Here is a 19,033-nt window from a genome sequence, read left to right as displayed (position 1 = left end):
GACCCTGGCCGATGGCAGCCGCCTGAGCCTGGATGCGCGCACGGTGGTCGACATTCTGTTTGACGGGCTGCAACGCCGGGTGCTGCTGCACCAAGGCGCGGTGCAGGTCGACGTCGCCAAAGATGCCTCGCGGCCGTTTATTGTCGACTCCGGCGATGGCACGGTGCGGGCGCTGGGCACGCGGTTTATGGTGCGCAAAGACGACGGCGGCAGCCTGGCGTCGGTGCAGCAGCACAGTGTGCTGTTGACCAATCGTGCTGGCCGTCGGCAAACCATTGAGGCCGGGCAAGTGTTCGCCTTCACCGAACAGGGCATCGACCCTCAGACGCCGAGCTGGCGCAGCCGGGTTGACTGGCTCGAAGGCCGCATCGACGTGCGCGATGAACCGCTCGGGCAACTCATCGAGGCCCTGCGCCCTTATCGCGCCGGGCTGTTGCGCGTCAGCCCGCAAGCCGCGCAACTGCGGGTGTATGGGGTGTTTGCCCTGGACGACAGTGACCGCACCTTGCGTTCACTGGCCGAAACGCTGCCGGTGCAGGTGAACCGCCACGGCTTCTGGTTGACCACGGTGGATGTGCGTTCGGCCAGCGCTTAAAAAAACTGAAAAAAGGTGAGGGGGTTTTGCGTAACGCGGGTCTTGGTTACTGAAAACACACCTATTACGAGCCCGCTTACATGCCCAACCTGCAGATTCGTCCTTGCCTGCTTGCCGCCGCGATCGCCCTGGCAACCGCTCCGTTTGTGTCCCATGCCCAGGCAGACAGCGACGCTGTTGCTGTCGCGCAAGCGTTCAACATCCCTGCAGGTGACCTTGGCGAAACCTTGAGCTACATCGCCCACCAGACGGGCGACATGTTGTCGGTCAACCCGTCATTGATTGCCGGCAAGCGCGCCCCGGCGGTGCAAGGCCAGATGAGCACCGCACAAGCCATCAATCAGGCCCTGGCCGGTAGCGGGCTGATTTTCAGCACCACCGCCAGCGGCGCCTACACAGTACTGCCGGGGGGCGCCCATGACTTGCCGGCCACCACCATCAGCGGCTCACAGTCCAGCTTCACCCAGGACAGCATCTCCAACGACAAAGGCTTTGTCGCACGGCGCTCCACCACCGCCACCAAGACCGACACCCCGCTGCTGGAAACTCCACAAGCGATCTCGGTAGTCACCCGTGAACAGATGGACAACCTGGGCGCGCAGAACCTGAGTTCGGCGCTGCGCTACAGCGCCGGTGTGAGTGCCGGGTTTTATGGCGATGACCCGCGTTATGACTGGCTAACTGTGCGCGGTTTCACCATGTCTCAGTTGGGTATGTTTCGCGATGGCTTGCGCTCATCCAACAACGGCATGTTCGGGCGCGCCGACTCTTATGGCCTTGAGCGCGTTGAAATCCTCAAAGGCCCGGCGTCGGTGCTGTACGGCCAAAACGCGCCGGGCGGGATGATCAACATCGTCACCAAGCGCCCCAGCGATGAGCCCTTTCATGAAGTGCAACTGGGTTACGGCAGCTTCGACAACAAGCAGGCGCGCCTGGACCTCAATGACGCCTTGAACGACAACGGCACTGTGCTGGGCCGCCTGACGATGAACGTGCGCGACAGCCAGGCGCAAATTGACCATGCCGTGGACGATCACGTGTATGTGGCCCCGGCGATCACCTTCCGTAACGACGACACCAGCCTGACCGTGCTCGCCAGTTATCAGCACGACACCAGCGGCTGGGGTACCTGGCTGCCGGCCAAAGGTTCGCTGGTGCGCGGGCCGACCGGGTATTTGTCGCATCACTTCTATGGTGGTGACCCGGACTTCAACACGTTCAAGCGTGATCAATACTCTTTGGGTTACTTGTTTGAGCATCGCTTCAACGACACCTGGCTGTACCGCCAAAACGTGCGCATCGACACCGGCAGCTACGATGCCAAGGCCGTGCGCAGCCTGGGTTGGATCGACCCGGACAACTCAGCCGTGTTGTTCCGTGATGCGGGCATTTACAAGCTCAACAGTGACGTCTACAGCTTCGATAACCAGTTGCAGGCGAACTTCGACACCCCCGGCATCGAGCACACCAGCCTGGTCGGTTTCGATTACACCTGGCAGCGCAGCAAAAACCGTCAACTCAGCGGCCCTGCTTCACCTCTGGACTTGAACAACCCGGGTGCCGTGACCCCGACAGCCAAACCGACGGTGCCTTACCAGCGTGTGATTGATGTGGAGCAGATCGGCGCCTACGCCCAGCATCAGGTGAAGATTGACGATCACTGGATCGCCCGTGTCGGCGTGCGTCACGACCAGGCTAAAACTGACGTTGACGTGAACAACAATGGCCGCAAAGTCGGCGGCAACCTGGACCAGGGCGCCACCACCTGGCAGGCCGGCTTGTTGTACCTGTTCGATAACGGTTTGGCGCCGTACTACAGCTATGCCGAGTCGTTCTTGCCGACCACCGCGAACAGCGCCAACGGCAAGCCTTACAAGGCCACCACCGGCACCAGCCACGAACTGGGGATCAAGTACCAGCCGCCGGGCAGCGACCTGCTGTTGACAGCGGCGGTGTTCGACATCGTGCAGAAAAACATGGTGACCACCGACCCGATCGACACGCGGATCATGATCCAGACCGGCGAAGTGGAATCCAAAGGCCTGGAACTGGAAGGTAAGTACACGCCAACGCCGGGGCTGGACCTCACCGCCAGTTACACCTACCTCGATGCCCGCGTGACCAAAGACAACACACCGGGCAAAGAAGGCACCCGCTTCACCGACAGCTGGGGCACCACCAACCCGCGCCACAGCGCCTCGGCGTGGGCCGACTTCACCCACCAGGAAGGCCAGCTCAAAGGCTTGGGCTACGGGGTGGGCGTGCGCTACGTGAGTGGCCGCCCGGACTACAACGACGACTACTCGCAAGTGCGCGAAACGCCCGGCTACACCCTGGTGGACAGCATGATCCACTACCAGTTGGACGCGCACTGGAACCTGCAACTGAACGTCGACAACGTGACCAATAAAAGCTACATCGCCAACAACTGCTACTTCCTGGACACCTGCTACTACGGCCCGCAACGGACCTTCCTGGCGAGCGCGCGTTATCGTTGGTAATGCCCTGTGAGCCTCTGTAGGAGCGAGCTTGTCTCGCGATCTTTTGATCGTTTAAAAGATCGCGAGGCAAGCTCGCTCCTACAGGGTGAGGTTCGCTAAACGTGACCTATTTTCGTTTGAGATTGTCAGAATCGTTACTCGAGTGTTCTTGGACAACCAACGAAAGGCCAGCCATGCCATTTGAAAAAAGCCTGAAAGCCACCCTGCTCGTGCTCCTTGCTGCCTCGCTAGGGGCCTGCCTGCCTTGGCCGCGCGAGCGCTCTGCTTACGCCGACCTGTGCCAGTCCGAGTATCAATTCAAAGTGCCGGGAGCGGATGGCAAGAAAACCATCATCCTCGAAACCTACTTATACGATCACACCGCGCAGTATTCAGATCGCCCGTTTGAGCAAGGTGTGACCAAGACCTTCCCCGGTGAAACCTATTCACGCAGGCACTTTTACATCCAGCTCATCGCCTACAACAAAGGCCGCATACGCCCGACGCGTTCAAGCAGTGGCGAGGCGCCCATCCCGATTCTCTACGACAGCCGTCAGGCCTACATCACCTTTGAAGACGGCTCACAGTTGAAAGCCCTGCCCGACGTGTACCTGGGTGACAAAGAGACCTACGACTACCCGCTGTATTACGAGAAATATGCGCGGACTTCGCCGTATGACATCAACAGCGATGAAGTGCACAGCCGTGTTCCGCGAATCACCAACAACAGCAGTTACGGCTCGGTCTATCTGATTTTCCCAACCGAAAAATTTGATGCCGATTCGAAATGGACGATCAACCTCGGCTCGATGGAGGTCGGCGGGCAAAAGGTCGATCTGCCACCGATGAAAACCTGCTATCAGCCGGTAAAAAAATGGATCGGCATTGAACCGCTGATGCGGCCGTAAACGCCCCACTCTGTAAAGAAAAAGCCCCGCCGAGCATTGCCCGGCGGGGCTTTTTAACTTACCGCCCCCAGCACGCGGCCATCCAGCCGCCCATGGGGTGCAACCGCTCAGACACGGCGGCGTATTTAGGGTTGAGCAACGTCGCCATGGCACACAGGCCGGTCGCCGACTGCGGGTTCCACAGGCCTGAGAACCCGCTCTCCCCCGCCTCGCGACGCTGGTCATCGAACTTGACGTGGGAGTGCACGAATTCTTCGTGGGTCTTGTCACCCTTGGCGTAAGGTGCGAGCCAGTCCAGCGCGTTCTCCAGGCTGGCGTCTGAAGCGCCCTTGAACACCAGCCAGTTTTGCCCGCGCAGACGCGCTGCCACGGCGGCCCGGGTCAGTGGCTCCAGGTCGTAGACCACATAGTGCAAGGCATCACGTTGCTCGACATCCACCGTTGAACCGCCCGGCCACAGATTGCGTCCCAGTTGCTCAATAAACTGCGCCCGCGCCCGGGCAAACATGGCTGGATCCTCCAGCGCCACCGCTGACAGCGTCGCCAGCTTCACACGGTGCGAGTTCCAGTTATTGATCCAGCGGCCATCACCGGGCTTGAAATTGTGCTCCATCTGATTGAGATAACCCTCACCCAGCTCGCGAATAAAGCGCTGCGCCACAGCGCGCACCGGCGGCGGTAAATCTTCGCGGGTCATGGCATAGGCATCGATATACGCATCCAGCTCAGTCTCATCCACCGGATTAAAACTGGGCTTGTAGCGCGTGCCCCAATCGTTGAGCAACCGCGACAGCGCTTCCAGATCAGCGGGTTGATGCTGCTTTTGCCACAGCAGCGCCAGGTCGCGCATCAGCGGCCAATCCTTCTTGGCCTCCAGGCTTTGATCACGAATGCCCTGATGCGGCAGCGTCCCTTCGGTGTGCACCCGCTCAATGGCCCGCGATTGCGGCAATAGCTGTTTATTGACCTCATTGCGTAACTGCCCCAGCGGCCCCGGGTCGGTGTTCGTGCACCACGACGCCGCCAGGGTCGGGGCGCTCACCACGATGCTGAGCGCTAAAAAGAGCGGGTTGAGAATCGGCCGTTTGGTCATCGAAGGTCCTGAGAAAAGACGTCTGGTCAGTCGGAATTAGCCGTCTGTGGCGGGTTGGGACTCCTTGTTGAGAACTGTAGGTGACGGAAATTGAACGGCGGCTTACGGGGAGAGGGATTTCATGCGGGGAGCGCCGATTAGGGTCGCTGCGCAACCCATCGCAGCCTCGTACCTCGTCAGCGACTACAAGTTTTGGCGTACACACGCCCCGTAGCAGTTGCCGAGTTTGACGAGGCTACGTCTCCTGCAAACAACACAATCCCCGTAGTCGCTGCCGAGGTACGAAGGCTGCGATGGCATTAATCAGTCCACATCCCGCCTTGCCAGCCTGTGGCGATATTGCTAGTGTCGATTTATGACCAAATATTGCCTCACCTCGACTACCACCACCACGACCGCTGAAAGCGGAGCGTGCGAAGTGTCGTGAGCAATTAACAGACGAACTTCAAAGGCCCGCCAGCAATGGACAGGGCCTTTTTTATGCCCTTGTGTTGCTGGCTTATACGCAAGGAGATTCACCTCATGCACGCTCTATTGATACTCGATATGCAAGTGGGTCTGGTTCATGGCCCGGAAAAACCCTGGCGTGGCGAGGCGTTGCTGCAAACCCTGAACAGTCTGATGGACAAGGCCCGCAGCGCAGGAGCGCCGATTTTTCTGGCGCGTCATATCGGGCCGGTGGGTTCGCCCATCGAACCCGGCAGCCCGCTGACGATGATCGTGCAAGAACTGAAGCTTCAGGGTGGCGAGGTGGTATTCGAAAAGCGCCGCCCCAATGCCTTCGCGATGACCGATCTGGCAGACAACTTACGGGCGCACGGGGCGACGGGTGTGGTGATCACCGGCATGAAAACTCAATACTGCGTCGACAGCACGTGCCGCGCGGCGCGTGATCTTGGCTTTGATGCGGTGCTTATTGCCGATGGTCATAGCTGTTCTGATACGCCGGTGATGAAGGCGCAGGACATTGTGGCGCATCACAACGCAACGCTTGACGGGCCGTTCTGCCGGTTGGTTCGGGCTGAGGAATGGCGTTTTTAGGTGAAAACCGCGCAATATTTGTAGTCGCTGACGAGGTACGAAGGCTGCGAAAGATCAAAAGATCGCGAGACAAGCTCGCTCCTACAGGTTTTTGGGCGTACACGCCCCCCTGTAGTCGCTGCCGAGGTACGAAGGCTGCGATGCGGGCCGCAGGACGGCCGTTGAGGGATCGCTCACGCCCGCTCAAACATATAAAAACCCAGAAGCCAGCTTACAAACATATGAATTTTTACAAATGTTTGACTGCTTTATGCTGCGCCCGCTTCTCGTAGGGGGAGGCGGTTCGTCGGGATGTCTGGGCAAGCCGGCCCTCGTCGTACACCAACGCCTGCGCCCACAGCGCAGCCGACTACAGCCAGATTTTTGTGAATGCCGTGCACGGCATTCTGCCGGGAGCCAACCAATGAAAGCAGCACAGTACATCAACGCACAGTGGCTAGCAGGCGAAGGCGCCGAGCCGATCCGCGTGTTCGATCCATCCCTGGGCCAGTCGTTCGCGGAGCTGACAAGCGCCAGCGCAGCACAAGTGGATCAGGCCGTTGCGGCGGCGCGTGAGGCGCTGCCCGCCTGGCGCAATGTCGATGCATCGGTGCGTGCCGGTTACTTGAGGGGCTTTGCTGAGCAGCTCGAACAGCGCCGTGAGGCCTTGATCGCCCTGCAAATGCAGAACAACGGCAAGCCCCGGCACGAGGCCGTGGTTGATGTCGACGATGCTATCGCTACGTTCAACTATTACGCGACCCTGGCCGACGCGCTGGCGAGCAACCCGAACCCTGAAGTGCCGCTGTCGGTGCCCGGCTTTACCTCCCACACGCGGCTGGAGCCGGTGGGCGTTGTCGGTTTGATCGTGCCGTGGAATTTCCCGCTGGTGACCAGCGCCTGGAAGCTCGCCCCGGCCCTCGCGGCGGGTTGCACGGTGGTGCTCAAGCCGTCGGAGATCACCCCGCTGATCGAGCAAACCTACGGCGAGATTGCCGATGCCCTGGGCTTGCCGCCCGGCGTGTTGAACATCGTTTGCGGCAAGGCCGAGACCGGCATTGCGCTGAGCAATCACGCGGGCCTGGACAAGTTGTCGTTCACCGGCAGCAACGCGGTGGGCACGCAGGTGATGCACAGCGCTGCCGCCCATTGCCGCCCGATTACCCTGGAACTGGGAGGCAAGTCGGCGATTGTGGTGTTTGAAGATTGCGACCTTGATCAGGCCGTGGAATGGATCGTGGCCGGCATTGCCTGGAACAGCGGGCAAATGTGCTCGGCCACCTCGCGCCTGCTGGTGCACGAGCGCATTGCCGATGCGCTGATCCAGCGTTTGCAGAGCGCTTTCGAGACCCTGCGCGTAGGCAACCCGCTGACCGGCGAAGTCGACATGGGGCCGCTGACCAGTCAGGCGCAATGGGCCAAGGTGAGCGAGTACTTTGCCATCGCCCGCGCCGAAGGCTTGCAGTGCGTGGCCGGTGGCAAGGCCTGGTGCGACCCCGGCTGGTTCGTCAGCCCGACCCTGTACACCGACGTGCCGTTGAACAGCCGCCTGTGGACCGAAGAAATTTTTGGCCCGGTGCTGTGCAGCCATCGCTTCAGTTCAGAAGACCAAGCCGTGGCGCTGGCCAACGACAGCCGCTTCGGCCTGGTGGCCACGGTGATCAGCGCGGATCTTGAGCGCGCCGAGCGGGTCGCGCAGGCGCTGGAGGTGGGCCACGTGTGGATCAACTCGATCCAGGCGGTGTTCGTCGAAACCTCCTGGGGCGGCACCAAGGGCAGCGGCATCGGCCGCGAATTGGGGCCGTGGGGGTTGTCTGCCTATCAATCGGTCAAGCACGTGACCCGTTGCCTGGGCTAAAGCCCGTGCTCAAGCAGCAGATCGGCGATAAAGGCGCGCACCGCCTCGCTTTGCGGGTGCCCGGCATGGGTGATCATGCTGTGCTGCACGTCGTAGCGTAACGTCGCTGGCTGAAGGGCACGCATTTGCCCGCTCTGCAGCCAGATCTGGGCGTAGTGAGTGGGCAGATACCCCAGGTGCGTGCCGGCCAGCACGCCATGGACCACCGCCTCCATGTGATGCGCGGTGGCCGAAGCGCGATCCGGGATGATGGGCAGCACCTGATCGACCGGCAGGAAACCATGGCGAATCCAGTCACAGGCCTGAAGCTGCGCATGGCTGGGCGAGCGGATTGCGAACAGCGGGTGCGCCTGACCGCAGAAAATCCCGATCTCTTCCGAGTACAGCGGCTGATACGTTAAGGTCGGCAGCGGGCGGCTGAAATACGAAATGGCGATGTCCAGTTGGCCGTCAATTACCGCCCGCTCAAGCTCCGTGGGCGAGTTCACGAAAATGTGCAAATGCATGTCGTGTTCACGCTGATAAAAGCGCGCAATGGCGGCATCGACCCGAGCCGTCGGCAGCGTCGCGATATTGTCCGCCAGCCCCAGATACAGATCCCCCACCAGCCGCCCGGCAAGGTCCTGGGCCTCATTGCGAAACGCATCCACGGCACCGAACAGCACCGCCGAGGCCTTAAGAATGCGCTGGCCTTTTTCGGTCACGCGAAAGCCGCCTTTGCCGCGCTCACAAATGCGGTAGCCCAGACGTTTTTCCAGCCCGGAAATGTGCGTGCTGATGTTCGACTGGCTCATGTTCAACTCAGCCTGAGCCGCCGTAAACCCACCGCACTTGACCACCGTGGCGAAGATGCGCAGCAGGCGCAAATCCATGTCCGTAACGTTTCTGAGCACAGGGGGTCTCGATGGGAGTGGGTTTGTGCAATGTGTGGGAGCGGGCTTGCTCGCGAAGGTCGTTAACGATGACGCGTATTTACCGAGTAAATGAGGCGTTCTGAAGACCATCGCGAGCAAGCCCGCTCCCACTCTTGAGCAGTGTTGCTCTTAAGTGAACAGCAGGGCCTTAGTATCGGGGACTGACCAAGGCCGGGGCAATGGCCGGGGTGGTGGGCAGATTCTGCATTGACAAACAAACTGTGATCACATATCACTGTATTCGCATTTTTCAGCAGAACGCCCACACAACAATAAGACAGGTAAAACGCTATGAGCATTGTGAAACGACTCACGCCTTATTCCGGGTTGAAGGTGCTGATTTCCGGGGGCGCGGCCGGTATTGGTGAGGTGATTGCTGCGGCCTATCTGGAGACCGGGGCCAAGGTGCATGTGTGTGATGTCAGCGAGCAGGCGGTGTTGGCCTTCCGCGAGCGCTACCCGCAAGCGCTCGCCACCCTAGCCGACGTGTCAAACCCGGCCGAGGTCAAGCGGGTGTTTGAACTTCAGCGCGAGTGGGTCAACGGCCTCGATGTGCTGATCAACAACGCCGGCATCGCCGGGCCCACCACCGGCATTGAAAAAATCACCGAGGACGAGTGGGAGCAGTCGATCAATATCAACCTCAATGCCCAGTACCGTTTCGCGCATCATGCGGTGCCGCTGCTGGCGGAATCCGAGCATGCACACATCATTCATATTTCGTCGGTAGCTGGGCGCCTGGGGTATGCCTGGCGCACACCGTATGCGGCGACCAAGTGGGCCATTATCGGGTTGATGAAATCATTGGCGGCAGAGTTGGGCGACCGGGATATCCGGGTCAATGCGCTGCTGCCCGGCATCATTGAAGGCCCGCGCCAGGATCGCGTGATCCGCGACCGCGCCAAGCAATTGGGTATCTCCGAACCCGAGATGCTGAAGCAAACATTGAACAAAATCTCCCTAGGGCGCATGACGCCCCCGGACGATGTGGCCGCCATGGCGCTGTTCCTCTGCTCGCCCGCTGCGCAGAACATCACCGGGCAAGCCATCAGCATCGACGGCAACGTCGAGTACCTCTGAGCCCCCTTTGCAGCAACGGCTTGCCAGCAACCCGCTGGTGAGCCGTGTTTAAGGGCCTTTGAAACCTGTTTTATGCCCCTGCGGCCAATTGTCTGACAATCGCCAAAATAGTCTTGTGATCTGTGATCACAGCGAATACCATCCGTTTCAAACCACACCGGCATCGACGAGATACTCGGTGTGGATGCGCCAGCTAAAAGCGCAACTCCTGACCATAAATACAAAAATGTGGAGAACAGCATGCAACGACCATCCCCCCCTGAGCGTGGCGCCGTCGCCATTGTCGGCGCCGGATTGATTGGCAGAGCCTGGGCCATCGTGTTTGCGCGGGCGGGCCACCCCGTGCGCCTGCACGACATGGACCTGCACACCCTGCAAAGCAGCCATGCGTACATCGAAGCACGGCTCGGTGAACTCGCCGAATTTGAACTGATTGATGAAGCCCCCGGCACCGTGCTGGCGCGCATTACCTGCGTTGCCGATTTGGCAGAAGCGCTGCGTGACGTGGTGCTCGTGCAGGAAAACGTGCGGGAAACCGTCGAGGCCAAAATCGAGATTTTCAGCCAACTGGACGCGCTGGCCCCCAAAGACGCGCTTCTGGCCAGTTCGACCTCATGGCTACCGGCGTCGGAGTTCACTAAAGACCTGCCGGGGCGGGCCCGCTGCCTGGTGGCGCACCCGACCAACCCGCCCTACCTCATCCCGCTGGTTGAACTGTGCCCGGCGCCCTGGACTTCGGCGGATGTGATGCTCCGCGCCCACGCGCTGTACAGCGCAGCCGGGCAAAGCCCCGTGACGTTGTCCCGTGAGATCTACGGCTTTTTGCTCAATCGGGTTCAGGCCGCAGTGCTCAACGAGTGCTTCAACTTGCATGAAGACGGCCTGGCCAGCGCGGCAGACATTGACCGCGTGCTTAAAGAAGGACTGGCCCTGCGCTGGTCGTTTATGGGCCCCTTCGAAACCATCGACCTCAACGCCCCGGCGGGTGTGCAGGATTACGCCCGGCGCTACGGCCAGCAATACCGGCACACCGCTGCGTCGCAACAAACGTTCAGTTGGTCGGACGAAGCGGTTGCCCGCGTGGACGAAGAGCGCCGCCGCACCCTTGAGCTTGAAGACATCAACCAGCGCTCAGCCTGGCGCGACAGACGCCTGATGGCCCTGGCCGCGCACAAGCGTCACGCCCCGGACGCTTGATCGCGGCTTGATCCTGAACAACAAAACCAAGACACCCAGGAGATCCCCATGGCTCGTAAAGTCATCATTACCTGCGCTGTGACCGGCGCCATCCACACCCCGTCTATGTCCCCTTACCTGCCGGTGACACCGGGGCAGATTGCCGAAGCCGCCATTGGTGCGGCCGAGGCTGGCGCGGCAATCGTCCACCTGCACGCCCGCAACCCGGTAGACGGCAGCCCTTCGCAAGACCCGGAACTGTTCAAACAATTTTTGCCGGCCATTAAAGAAGCCAGCGATGTGGTGATCAACCTGACCACCGGCGGCGCACCGACCATGTCGCTTGAGGACCGGCTGCGCCCGGCGCATCAGTTCAAGCCCGAAGTGGCGTCGCTGAACATGGGCACGATGAATATGGGCCTGTACCCCATGCTTAATCGCTTCAAGGAATTCAAACACGCCTGGGAGGAACCCTACCTGGCGGGCAGCCATGACCGTATTTTCAAAAACACCTTCACCGACATTGCCCACATCCTGGAGTCGTGCAGCGAAAACGGTACGCGCTTTGAGATCGAGTGCTATGACATCGGGCATCTGTACACGGCGGCGCATTTCATTGATCGCGGGCTGATCAAGCCACCGTTTTTGATCCAGTCAGTGTTTGGCATTCTGGGTGGCATCGGCGCTCACCCCGAAGACGTGCTGCACATGCGCCGCACCGCCGACCGCCTGTTTGGCGACGACTACCAATGGTCGGTGCTGCCGGCCGGCAAGCAGCAAATGAGCATTGGCGCGCAGTCGGCCACCCTGGGCGGGCACGTGCGCGTGGGCCTGGAAGATTCGCTGTGGGACGGGCCAGGCCAGTTGGCCAAAAGCAACGCGGAGCAAGTGTCGCGCATGCGCACCATTCTGGAAGGTCTCTCACTGGAAGTGGCGACCCCTGACGACGCCAGAGAAATCCTCAAGCTCAAAGGTGGCGACAACGTCAACTTCTAAGCACCGGCACTCACCTGACTAAAAACAATAGAGAGGATATTGCTGGCACTGACGGGCGCTGAACACCCACAGCGCCCTGGAACCCTATCCTCATGAGGAGACCTGAGCCATGTTCGCAACGACCCATACAAAAACAGAAAAGGGACAGTCGCTGAACGCTTTAATGTTTCGCAAGTTAATGCCGATGTTGATTTTTGCTTACGTCATCAGCTTTTTGGACAGGACCAATATTTCGCTGGCCAAAACCCACATGGCCGTCGATTTGGGGATCTCCGCGGCGGCCTATGGTTTTGGCGCCGGGCTGTTCTTCCTCACCTATGCCCTGATGGAAGTGCCCAGCAACTTGATCATGCACCGCGTGGGCGCGCGGCTGTGGATCACCCGGATCATGATTACCTGGGGCATCTTGTCGGCGGGCATGGCCTTTATCACCGACGAGACGACTTTTTATATTGCCCGCGCCCTGCTGGGTGCTGCGGAAGCGGGGCTGTTTCCGGGCGTGATGCTGTACCTCACCTATTGGTTCGGCAAAGAGCAAAGAGCGCGGGCCAGCGGTTACTTTTTGATCGGCGTGTGCCTGGCCAACATCATCAGCGGCCCTATTGGCGGGCTCTTGCTGGAAATGGACGGCATCATGGGCTGGCATGGCTGGCAGTGGCTGTTCTTTCTGGAAGGCATCCCGGCGGTGCTGTTCTCGGTGGTGATCTGGAAAAAACTCCCGGACAAACCCTCCAAGGCCAGTTGGCTGACCAAGGAGCAAGCCGATGAAGTCGAGCAAGCCCTCAAAAAAGAAAACGATGAAGAAATCGCCTCGGGCAATGTGGGCCATTCCTTTAAGGGCGTGTTCAAAATCCCCCAGTTGTGGCTGGCCATTGCGGTGTACTTTCTGCACCAGATCAGTGTGTATTCGGTCATCTTCTTTTTGCCGGGCATCATCGGCACTTACGGCGGGCTGACCTCGGTTGAAATCGGCCTGCTGAACTCAATCCCTTGGGTAGCAGCCGCGCTGGGCGCCGCCTTTTTGCCTAAATACGCCACCACACCCAAGCTGTCGCGCAAGATCATGTTTGGCGGTTTGATCCTGATGTCGGCTGGCCTGACCCTGGCCGCCTATACCCCGCCGATGATTGCTCTGATCGGCTTTACCCTCACCGCCTCGATGTTCTTTGTCGTGCAGCCGGTGGTGTTCCTCTTCGCCAGTTCGAGGCTCGCCGGAGCCGGCATGGCGGCCGGGCTGGCGCTGGTCAATACCTGCGGCATTACCGGCGGCTTCTTTGGGCCCTCCCTGCTGGGGTTTGTCGAGCAAACTACCGGGAGCACCAAAAACGGGCTGATCATTGTTGCCGCGCTGCTAACCCTCGCCGCCTTCCTGAGCACCCGCCTGCGCCAAGCCCAGGAATCTGCCTCTACACCACGGGACAACATCGTATTGCCCCACGTCGCACCGTGCCTGACTGAAAACTCGAGGATCAAATGAACACTCTGTCCCTGGCCCTTCAACTCCACCCCAGCGATAACGTAGCCATCGCCCGTGCGCCGCTGGCGCAAGGCACGGTGGTCACTGAGTTCAACGATATTGTGGTGCGCACCGAGGTGCCCGCCGCGCACAAAGTCGCGCTGGCGCACATCAACACCGGTGAACCGGTGCTGCGCTACGGCCAGATCATTGGCTTTGCCACGCAACCTGTTGCGCCGGGTGATTACGTGCACACCCACAACCTGGAAATGGCCACGTTCGAGCGCGACTATGCGTTTGGCGAGGATGCCAGAGTGGCCACGCCCCCTGCCGACCCGGTCATGTTCAAAGGCTTTGTGCGGGCCGATGGCCGAGTTGCCACGCGCAACTACATTGGCGTGGTGAGCACGGTGAACTGCTCTGCCACGGTGAGCAAAATGGTGGTGGAGCACTTCTCGAAAAACGGTGCGCTGGATGCCTACCCGAACGTGGATGGCGTGGTGCCGATCACCCACAGTTTTGGTTGCTGCATCGAGCACAACGGCGAAGGCGTGAATCAGCTGCGGCGAACCTTGGGCGGGTTTATCAAGCACGCCAACTTCGCGGGGGTGGTGGTCATCGGCCTGGGCTGTGAAGCCAACCAGATGGGCGCGCTGTTTATGGCGCAAGGCATCGAGACCGGCAAGCTGATTGCCCCGGTGGTCATTCAGGACGTGGGCGGCACCCGCAAGGCAACGGATGCGGCCATTGCCGCCGTAGACGCCATGCTGCCGATTGCCAACGCGTGCCAGCGTGAGCCGGTGTCGGCCAAACACCTCACGGTCGCGCTGCAATGTGGCGGCTCGGACGGTTACTCCGGCATCACCGCCAACCCCGCCCTCGGGGTGGCCGTCGACCTGCTGGTGGCCCAAGGCGGCACCGCCATCTTGAGCGAAACCCCTGAAATTTACGGCGCCGAACACCTGCTGACGCGCCGTGCGGCCACCCGTGAAGTGGGCCAGGGCATCGTCGACCTGATCAAGTGGTGGGAGAACTACGCCGACCGCGAAAAAGGCAGCATCGACAACAACCCGACACCGGGCAACAAGGCCGGTGGCCTGACCACCATTCTTGAGAAGTCGTTGGGCGCGGTGGCCAAAAGTGGCTCTTCGGCACTGATGGGCGTGTACCGCTACGCCGAGCCGATTACCGCGCGCGGCCTGGTGTTTATGGATGCGCCGGGGTACGACCCCATGGGCGCCACCGGGCAAATCGCCAGCGGCGCCAACCTGGTGGCCTTCACCACCGGCCGTGGCTCGTGCTTTGGCGCCAAACCCGCGCCCTCCATCAAACTGGCGACCAACACCAAAATGTACACGCGCATGCAAGACGACATGGACATCAACTGCGGGGACGTCATGGACGGCGACGCCACCCTGGAGTCCAAGGGCCGGGAAATCTTCGATATGCTTATTCGCGTTGCGTCGGGGGAAAAATCGAAAAGCGAAGCGCTGGGCGTCGGTAACGAAGAAACCGTGCCCTGGATGATCGGCGCGCAGATGTAAGCAGCCCATAAAAAACGAGGCGGACTGTTCAGTCCGCCTCGTTTTTTTGCATCTGCCGCCGGGTTAATCCGCGTCGACAGGCTTGATCGCATCCGCCACTACCAGCGCACCGGTGTTCACAATAAATTCGGCGGCACTCTTGATGTCGCCTTGCAACGCCTCACACGCCGCCACCGGATCGCGCGCCTTCAGGGCCTCCACCAACGCCGCATGGTGACTGGCCTGCACGCGCTGAATCACCCGCTCGGTGCCCGAACGCAAATCGTAATTGAGGATTGGCCCGATCCGGAGCCACAGCGACTCAACGATCTGCAGCAAAATCGGCATGTCCGCCTGGCCATAAATGGCGAAGTGCAGCGCCTTGTTCAGGGCAATAAGCCGCGACTCATCGGGCGGGTTCTGCGCAAACTCTTGGCAAAACGCATCGTGAATCCCTTGAATCTCCTGCAATGCCTCAGCACTCACCAACTGCGCCGCACGAGCCGCCGCCTGCCCTTCCAGATTCAGGCGAATACTGGTGATCTCGCGAAACTGGCTGACCGTCAGCACCGGTACCCGGATATACCGATTGGCCGCCATCTCCAGCGCCTGCTCAGCGACCAGCCGATGCACCGCCTCACGCACCGGCATCACACTCACGCCCAACGCATCGGCAATGGACCTTAGCGACAGCTTCTCTCCGGGCATGACACGGCCACTGATCAGCAGATCACGAAGCTGGGAATAAACGTCCGCACTGAGAGTCTGGCGGATCATGGGCGACACGAGTTTGGATAGATTCATGGGCGAGGATTATAGGCGGATTGGGGCGTTGGGTGTAGGTGGCTGGAGGGGGTGTGATCACAGTTTTTTTTGGGGATGGCAGGCTGGATGGCTGAGCGTGCTGAACAGGCCGTCGGAGGGTATCTGGGTACGAAAACAGGCCTGATGCCGAATAAACATCTGTAGACGCGGTCACAGCAACACTTATGGAGAGGAAGGGACCCATGTCGACACGCTCAACACTCTGCTTACTGCTGTTGCCGATGTTCGCAGGTTGCCAGTATCTACCCCACACGGATTACTTCGTCGCTCCGGCCAATGAGCCGAATCCGGCATGGATCCGGGTCGTCAACTTCACCCAGCATGCGGCCATTTATCAATCGGCAAACGGTGTGAAGACGGGGGGCGTGGTCCGTACCGGGCCTCTCCCATTTATCCATACCCAAGACATTGGCATGCCCAAAGCGGGGCAAAACCTGACCTGGGACTACTATGAGTCAACGCTTCGACCGGGCCTCGAAACGAGTGTCTACATGTCGTGGGAGGGTACGCGTACCCGGACTTGTTTTGTCACAACGACCTTCACTCCAGAAGCCGGGCGCTACTATCAGTTCCTCCTCACGTCAGGCGACGGTGGGACCTGCACGCTTTACCCCACCCTGATCGAGCGAGATAAAGACAGCACAGGCTGGCATTTAGTCCCCAACAAGGACGTGACCTACAAGTACGACGGCCCCACTGCCAAGAGCTTCTATACCAACAGCCAGTTCGAAGATCCCAACTACCAGCCACCGCCCGAGCGCTATCCCGGCATAGACGTCAGGTAGGACGAGCCATTCGCCGACTGGCGCCGGGTGGCTGGCCGGTGATGCGCTTAAAGGCACGACTGAAGGCCGCTTGAGAGGTGTAGCCCAGACGCTGCGCCACGGCCTCAATGGGCAGGCGCTCAAGACTTAGCCATTGACTGGCGAGACGCATCCGCAGCTCCGTTGCATAGCGCAGCGGGGGGATGCCGATAGTCGCCTGGAAGCGTTCCGCGAAGACTGAGCGAGAGGTATTACAGTGCGCTGCCAGTTGCGCGACGGTCCAGTCGCGCGCGGGCTCCCGGTGCAAGGCCAGTAGCGCACTGGCCAGCCTGGGGTCGCGCAATGCCGCCACCAACCCTGAGGCGTTGCCGCAGGCGCACTCAACCCAGCCACGAACGATCATCGCCGCCACTACGTCAGCGAGGCGAGCGAGTATGCCTGCGAAGCCGATGCGCGCAGAGCGGACTTCGCGCTCCATGGAAGCAAGAATCGGCATCAGCCCAGGGTAACGTTGCCCCCTGGCATCTATCAGCATCAGATCTGGCATCAGTCCGCCAAGGCCTTGCAAGCTTGTGAGTTCGAACTCCATGCAGGCACTGAAGATAATGCTACTGGGGCCGACATCGGCACCGGGGGACGCATCCACGGCACAGATCGCGTCGCCAAGAGGGACCGCGTCGAAGCTGCTGATGTCTTGGGCGGGTACATCCTGGTTTGAGAACAGTTGATGGGCTTCACCCTGGGCGATGAACACCGCGTTGCCGGCCGACAACTCGTACACAGTGCCGTCCTCCGTACGCAGGGCGGCGGTACCCACGGCGAGGAAGTGGAAGTAGGCGTGCCCTGGTTTGGCAGCAAAACCCAGCCCGAATGAGGGACCGGCCTGGATGCGATGGTACTTGACGCCCCGCAGGCGCATGCCGCGCAACAGCTCGTTGATAAGGTCGGACGATAAGACGAACTGATCCTGGGATGTCATGTCGGGGTTTCGGTCAAAAACTAAAGATTTTGCATCATAGAACATCCTTACCTGCATCCATAGACTTCTGGTTGAGATAACTTCCAGAGGTATTGCGTGATGAGTAATGGGGTGTGTGACGTTGTAACTGATGCGCGCGTTGGCAACGAAGCTGATTTAGAGCCCGCGACACCGGCATGGATGGCGGTATTTTCGCTGGCGATGGGCGTGTTTGGATTGTTGACCGCGGAGTACCTTCCGGCCAGCTTGCTGACGCCGATGGCCGCTGAACTGGGGGTGTCGGAAGCCTTGGCCGGGCAGGCGGTGACCGTGACGGCAGTCGCGGCGCTGTTCTCAGGGTTACTGCTGCCCGGCTTGACGCGAGGGATCGACCGGCGAGTGGTATTGCTGGGCTTTTCCGTGCTGATGATTGCCTCCAACTTGCTGGTGGCTTTCTCTTCCAGCTTGATGGTGCTGCTGATCATGCGGATTTTGCTGGGTATCGCACTGGGCGGTTTCTGGAGCATGGCGGCGGCCGTGGCGATGCGCCTGGTGCCGACGACGCTGCTGCCGCGGGCCCTGTCGATTATTTTCAGCGGTATTGCAGTGGGTACGGTGGTCGCGGTGCCGCTCGGCAGTTATTTGGGCGGGCTGTATGGCTGGCGCAGCGCGTTTGTGGCGGCCGCCGCCGTAGGGGTAGTCACGCTGGTTTTCCAGCTTTTCACCCTGCCACCTCTGGCTCCGCGCAGACCTGCGCGCTTAAGAACGGTGCTTGAAGTGCTGCTGCGTCCGGGCATTGCCGTGGGTATGTTGGCTTGCGTGCTGGTGCATACAGGGCACTTCGCGTTGTTCACCTACATCCGGCCGTTTCTGGAAAGCACATCCGGCGTGGGGGCTGAAGGATTGGCGCTGATGCTGCTGGGGTTCGGCGCGGCTAACTTCGTCGGCACGCTGTTGGCAGGCTGGCTGCTTGAAAAAAGCCCGCGCGGGACGATGGTGCTGATGCCTGCGCTGGTCGGCGTTACAGCTTTAGCCTTGGTATGGCTGCCTGCTTCTGTGCCGGGTCAGGTGGTGTTATTGGCACTCTGGGGCATGGCTTTTGGCGGTGTACCCGTAGCATGGTCAAACTGGGTAGCCCGGGCGGTGCCAGATCAGGCTGAAAGCGCGGGAGGCATGGTGGTGGCATCGGTTCAGTCGGCGATCGCTGCGGGTGCCGCTGCCGGGGGCGCCATGTTCAGTTTCAGTGGCATCGACGGTGTTTTTGTCGCCGCCGGTATTCTGATGCTGTTGGCAGCCCTGTTGATCGGGATGCGGGTCAAGGTCCAAGCGCCAGGGCACGGCGCAGGAGAAAGTCCGGGCCTGCATCTTTAACCCGATCGGGCGGCCA

Annotated in this window: 16 protein-coding genes; 12 read left to right on the top strand and 4 right to left on the bottom strand. The window is 60.4% G+C overall.

The window, feature by feature from the left end:
* The 3 genes from GHO25_RS13755 to GHO25_RS13745 form a co-directional block, all read left to right on the top strand.
* On the top strand, positions 1–595 hold a 595-nt coding region (locus tag GHO25_RS13755; protein ID WP_178110086.1), incomplete at its 5' end, for a FecR family protein.
* 80 nt (positions 596–675) lie between these two features.
* Positions 676–3,096, top strand: a complete 2,421-nt coding sequence (locus tag GHO25_RS13750) for a TonB-dependent siderophore receptor (RefSeq protein WP_153391003.1) — start codon at positions 676–678, stop codon at positions 3,094–3,096.
* A 173-nt stretch (positions 3,097–3,269) separates the two neighbouring features.
* Complete coding sequence (locus GHO25_RS13745) at positions 3,270–3,983, top strand: hypothetical protein (protein WP_153391002.1); 714 nt, start codon at positions 3,270–3,272, stop codon at positions 3,981–3,983.
* A gap of 58 nt (positions 3,984–4,041) precedes the next feature.
* On the opposite strand, the gene GHO25_RS13740 is transcribed toward GHO25_RS13745, so the two are convergent.
* Positions 4,042–5,076, bottom strand: coding sequence for an alginate lyase family protein (locus GHO25_RS13740; RefSeq protein ID WP_153391001.1), 1,035 nt, complete (start codon positions 5,074–5,076; stop codon positions 4,042–4,044).
* A gap of 522 nt (positions 5,077–5,598) precedes the next feature.
* Here GHO25_RS13740 and GHO25_RS13735 point away from each other — a divergent pair.
* Positions 5,599–6,117, top strand: coding sequence for a cysteine hydrolase family protein (locus GHO25_RS13735; RefSeq protein ID WP_048370754.1), 519 nt, complete (start codon positions 5,599–5,601; stop codon positions 6,115–6,117).
* A gap of 403 nt (positions 6,118–6,520) precedes the next feature.
* Positions 6,521–7,954 carry an aldehyde dehydrogenase family protein gene (locus GHO25_RS13730; RefSeq protein ID WP_153391000.1) on the top strand — a complete coding sequence of 478 codons (1,434 nt, stop codon included), beginning with the start codon at positions 6,521–6,523 and terminating at the stop codon, positions 7,952–7,954.
* On the opposite strand, the gene GHO25_RS13725 is transcribed toward GHO25_RS13730, so the two are convergent.
* Positions 7,951–8,847 (bottom strand): LysR family transcriptional regulator, encoded by an 897-nt coding sequence (locus GHO25_RS13725; protein ID WP_178110085.1) that lies wholly within the window; start codon positions 8,845–8,847, stop codon positions 7,951–7,953. The two genes, GHO25_RS13730 and GHO25_RS13725, sit on opposite strands and share 4 nt — an antisense overlap.
* 312 nt (positions 8,848–9,159) lie before the next feature.
* On the opposite strand from GHO25_RS13725, the gene GHO25_RS13720 reads away from it, so the two are divergent.
* The 5 genes from GHO25_RS13720 (at position 9,160) to GHO25_RS13700 (ending at position 15,120) form a co-directional block, all read left to right on the top strand.
* Positions 9,160–9,948 carry an SDR family oxidoreductase gene (locus GHO25_RS13720; protein ID WP_153390999.1) on the top strand — a complete coding sequence of 263 codons (789 nt, stop codon included), beginning with the start codon at positions 9,160–9,162 and terminating at the stop codon, positions 9,946–9,948.
* 240 nt (positions 9,949–10,188) lie between these two features.
* Complete coding sequence (locus GHO25_RS13715; protein WP_153390998.1) at positions 10,189–11,145, top strand: 3-hydroxyacyl-CoA dehydrogenase; 957 nt, start codon at positions 10,189–10,191, stop codon at positions 11,143–11,145.
* A 48-nt stretch (positions 11,146–11,193) separates the two neighbouring features.
* A complete protein-coding gene (locus GHO25_RS13710; RefSeq protein ID WP_048370765.1) occupies positions 11,194–12,120 on the top strand; it encodes a 3-keto-5-aminohexanoate cleavage protein in 927 nt (308 codons plus the stop codon).
* A 109-nt stretch (positions 12,121–12,229) separates the two neighbouring features.
* Entirely contained in the window at positions 12,230–13,597 is a 1,368-nt protein-coding gene (locus tag GHO25_RS13705; protein WP_153390997.1) for an MFS transporter, read from the top strand.
* Positions 13,594–15,120, top strand: a complete 1,527-nt coding sequence (locus GHO25_RS13700; protein ID WP_153390996.1) for a UxaA family hydrolase — start codon at positions 13,594–13,596, stop codon at positions 15,118–15,120. The genes GHO25_RS13705 and GHO25_RS13700 overlap by 4 nt, the downstream gene beginning before the upstream one ends.
* A 63-nt stretch (positions 15,121–15,183) precedes the next feature.
* On the opposite strand, the gene GHO25_RS13695 is transcribed toward GHO25_RS13700, so the two are convergent.
* Entirely contained in the window at positions 15,184–15,876 is a 693-nt protein-coding gene (locus GHO25_RS13695) for a GntR family transcriptional regulator (RefSeq protein WP_228392700.1), read from the bottom strand.
* Positions 15,877–16,106: 230 nt separating this feature from the next.
* Between GHO25_RS13695 and GHO25_RS13690 the strand changes: the two genes are divergently transcribed.
* Positions 16,107–16,709, top strand: coding sequence for a hypothetical protein (locus GHO25_RS13690; RefSeq protein ID WP_048391174.1), 603 nt, complete (start codon positions 16,107–16,109; stop codon positions 16,707–16,709).
* Here GHO25_RS13690 and GHO25_RS13685 read toward each other — a convergent pair.
* Positions 16,702–17,667, bottom strand: a complete 966-nt coding sequence (locus tag GHO25_RS13685; protein ID WP_153390995.1) for an AraC family transcriptional regulator — start codon at positions 17,665–17,667, stop codon at positions 16,702–16,704. The two genes, GHO25_RS13690 and GHO25_RS13685, sit on opposite strands and share 8 nt — an antisense overlap.
* A 99-nt stretch (positions 17,668–17,766) precedes the next feature.
* On the opposite strand from GHO25_RS13685, the gene GHO25_RS13680 reads away from it, so the two are divergent.
* On the top strand, positions 17,767–19,017 hold the full coding sequence (locus tag GHO25_RS13680) for an MFS transporter (protein WP_048370774.1): 1,251 nt from the start codon (positions 17,767–17,769) through the stop codon (positions 19,015–19,017).
* The last annotated feature ends 16 nt before the right edge of the window (positions 19,018–19,033 follow it).

The organism is Pseudomonas sp. FSL R10-1350 (assembly GCF_009600525.1).
Classification (GTDB): domain Bacteria; phylum Pseudomonadota; class Gammaproteobacteria; order Pseudomonadales; family Pseudomonadaceae; genus Aquipseudomonas; species Aquipseudomonas helleri.
The sequence above is the reverse complement of the archived record's forward strand: the minus strand, read 5'-3'. Positions and strand labels throughout refer to the sequence as shown.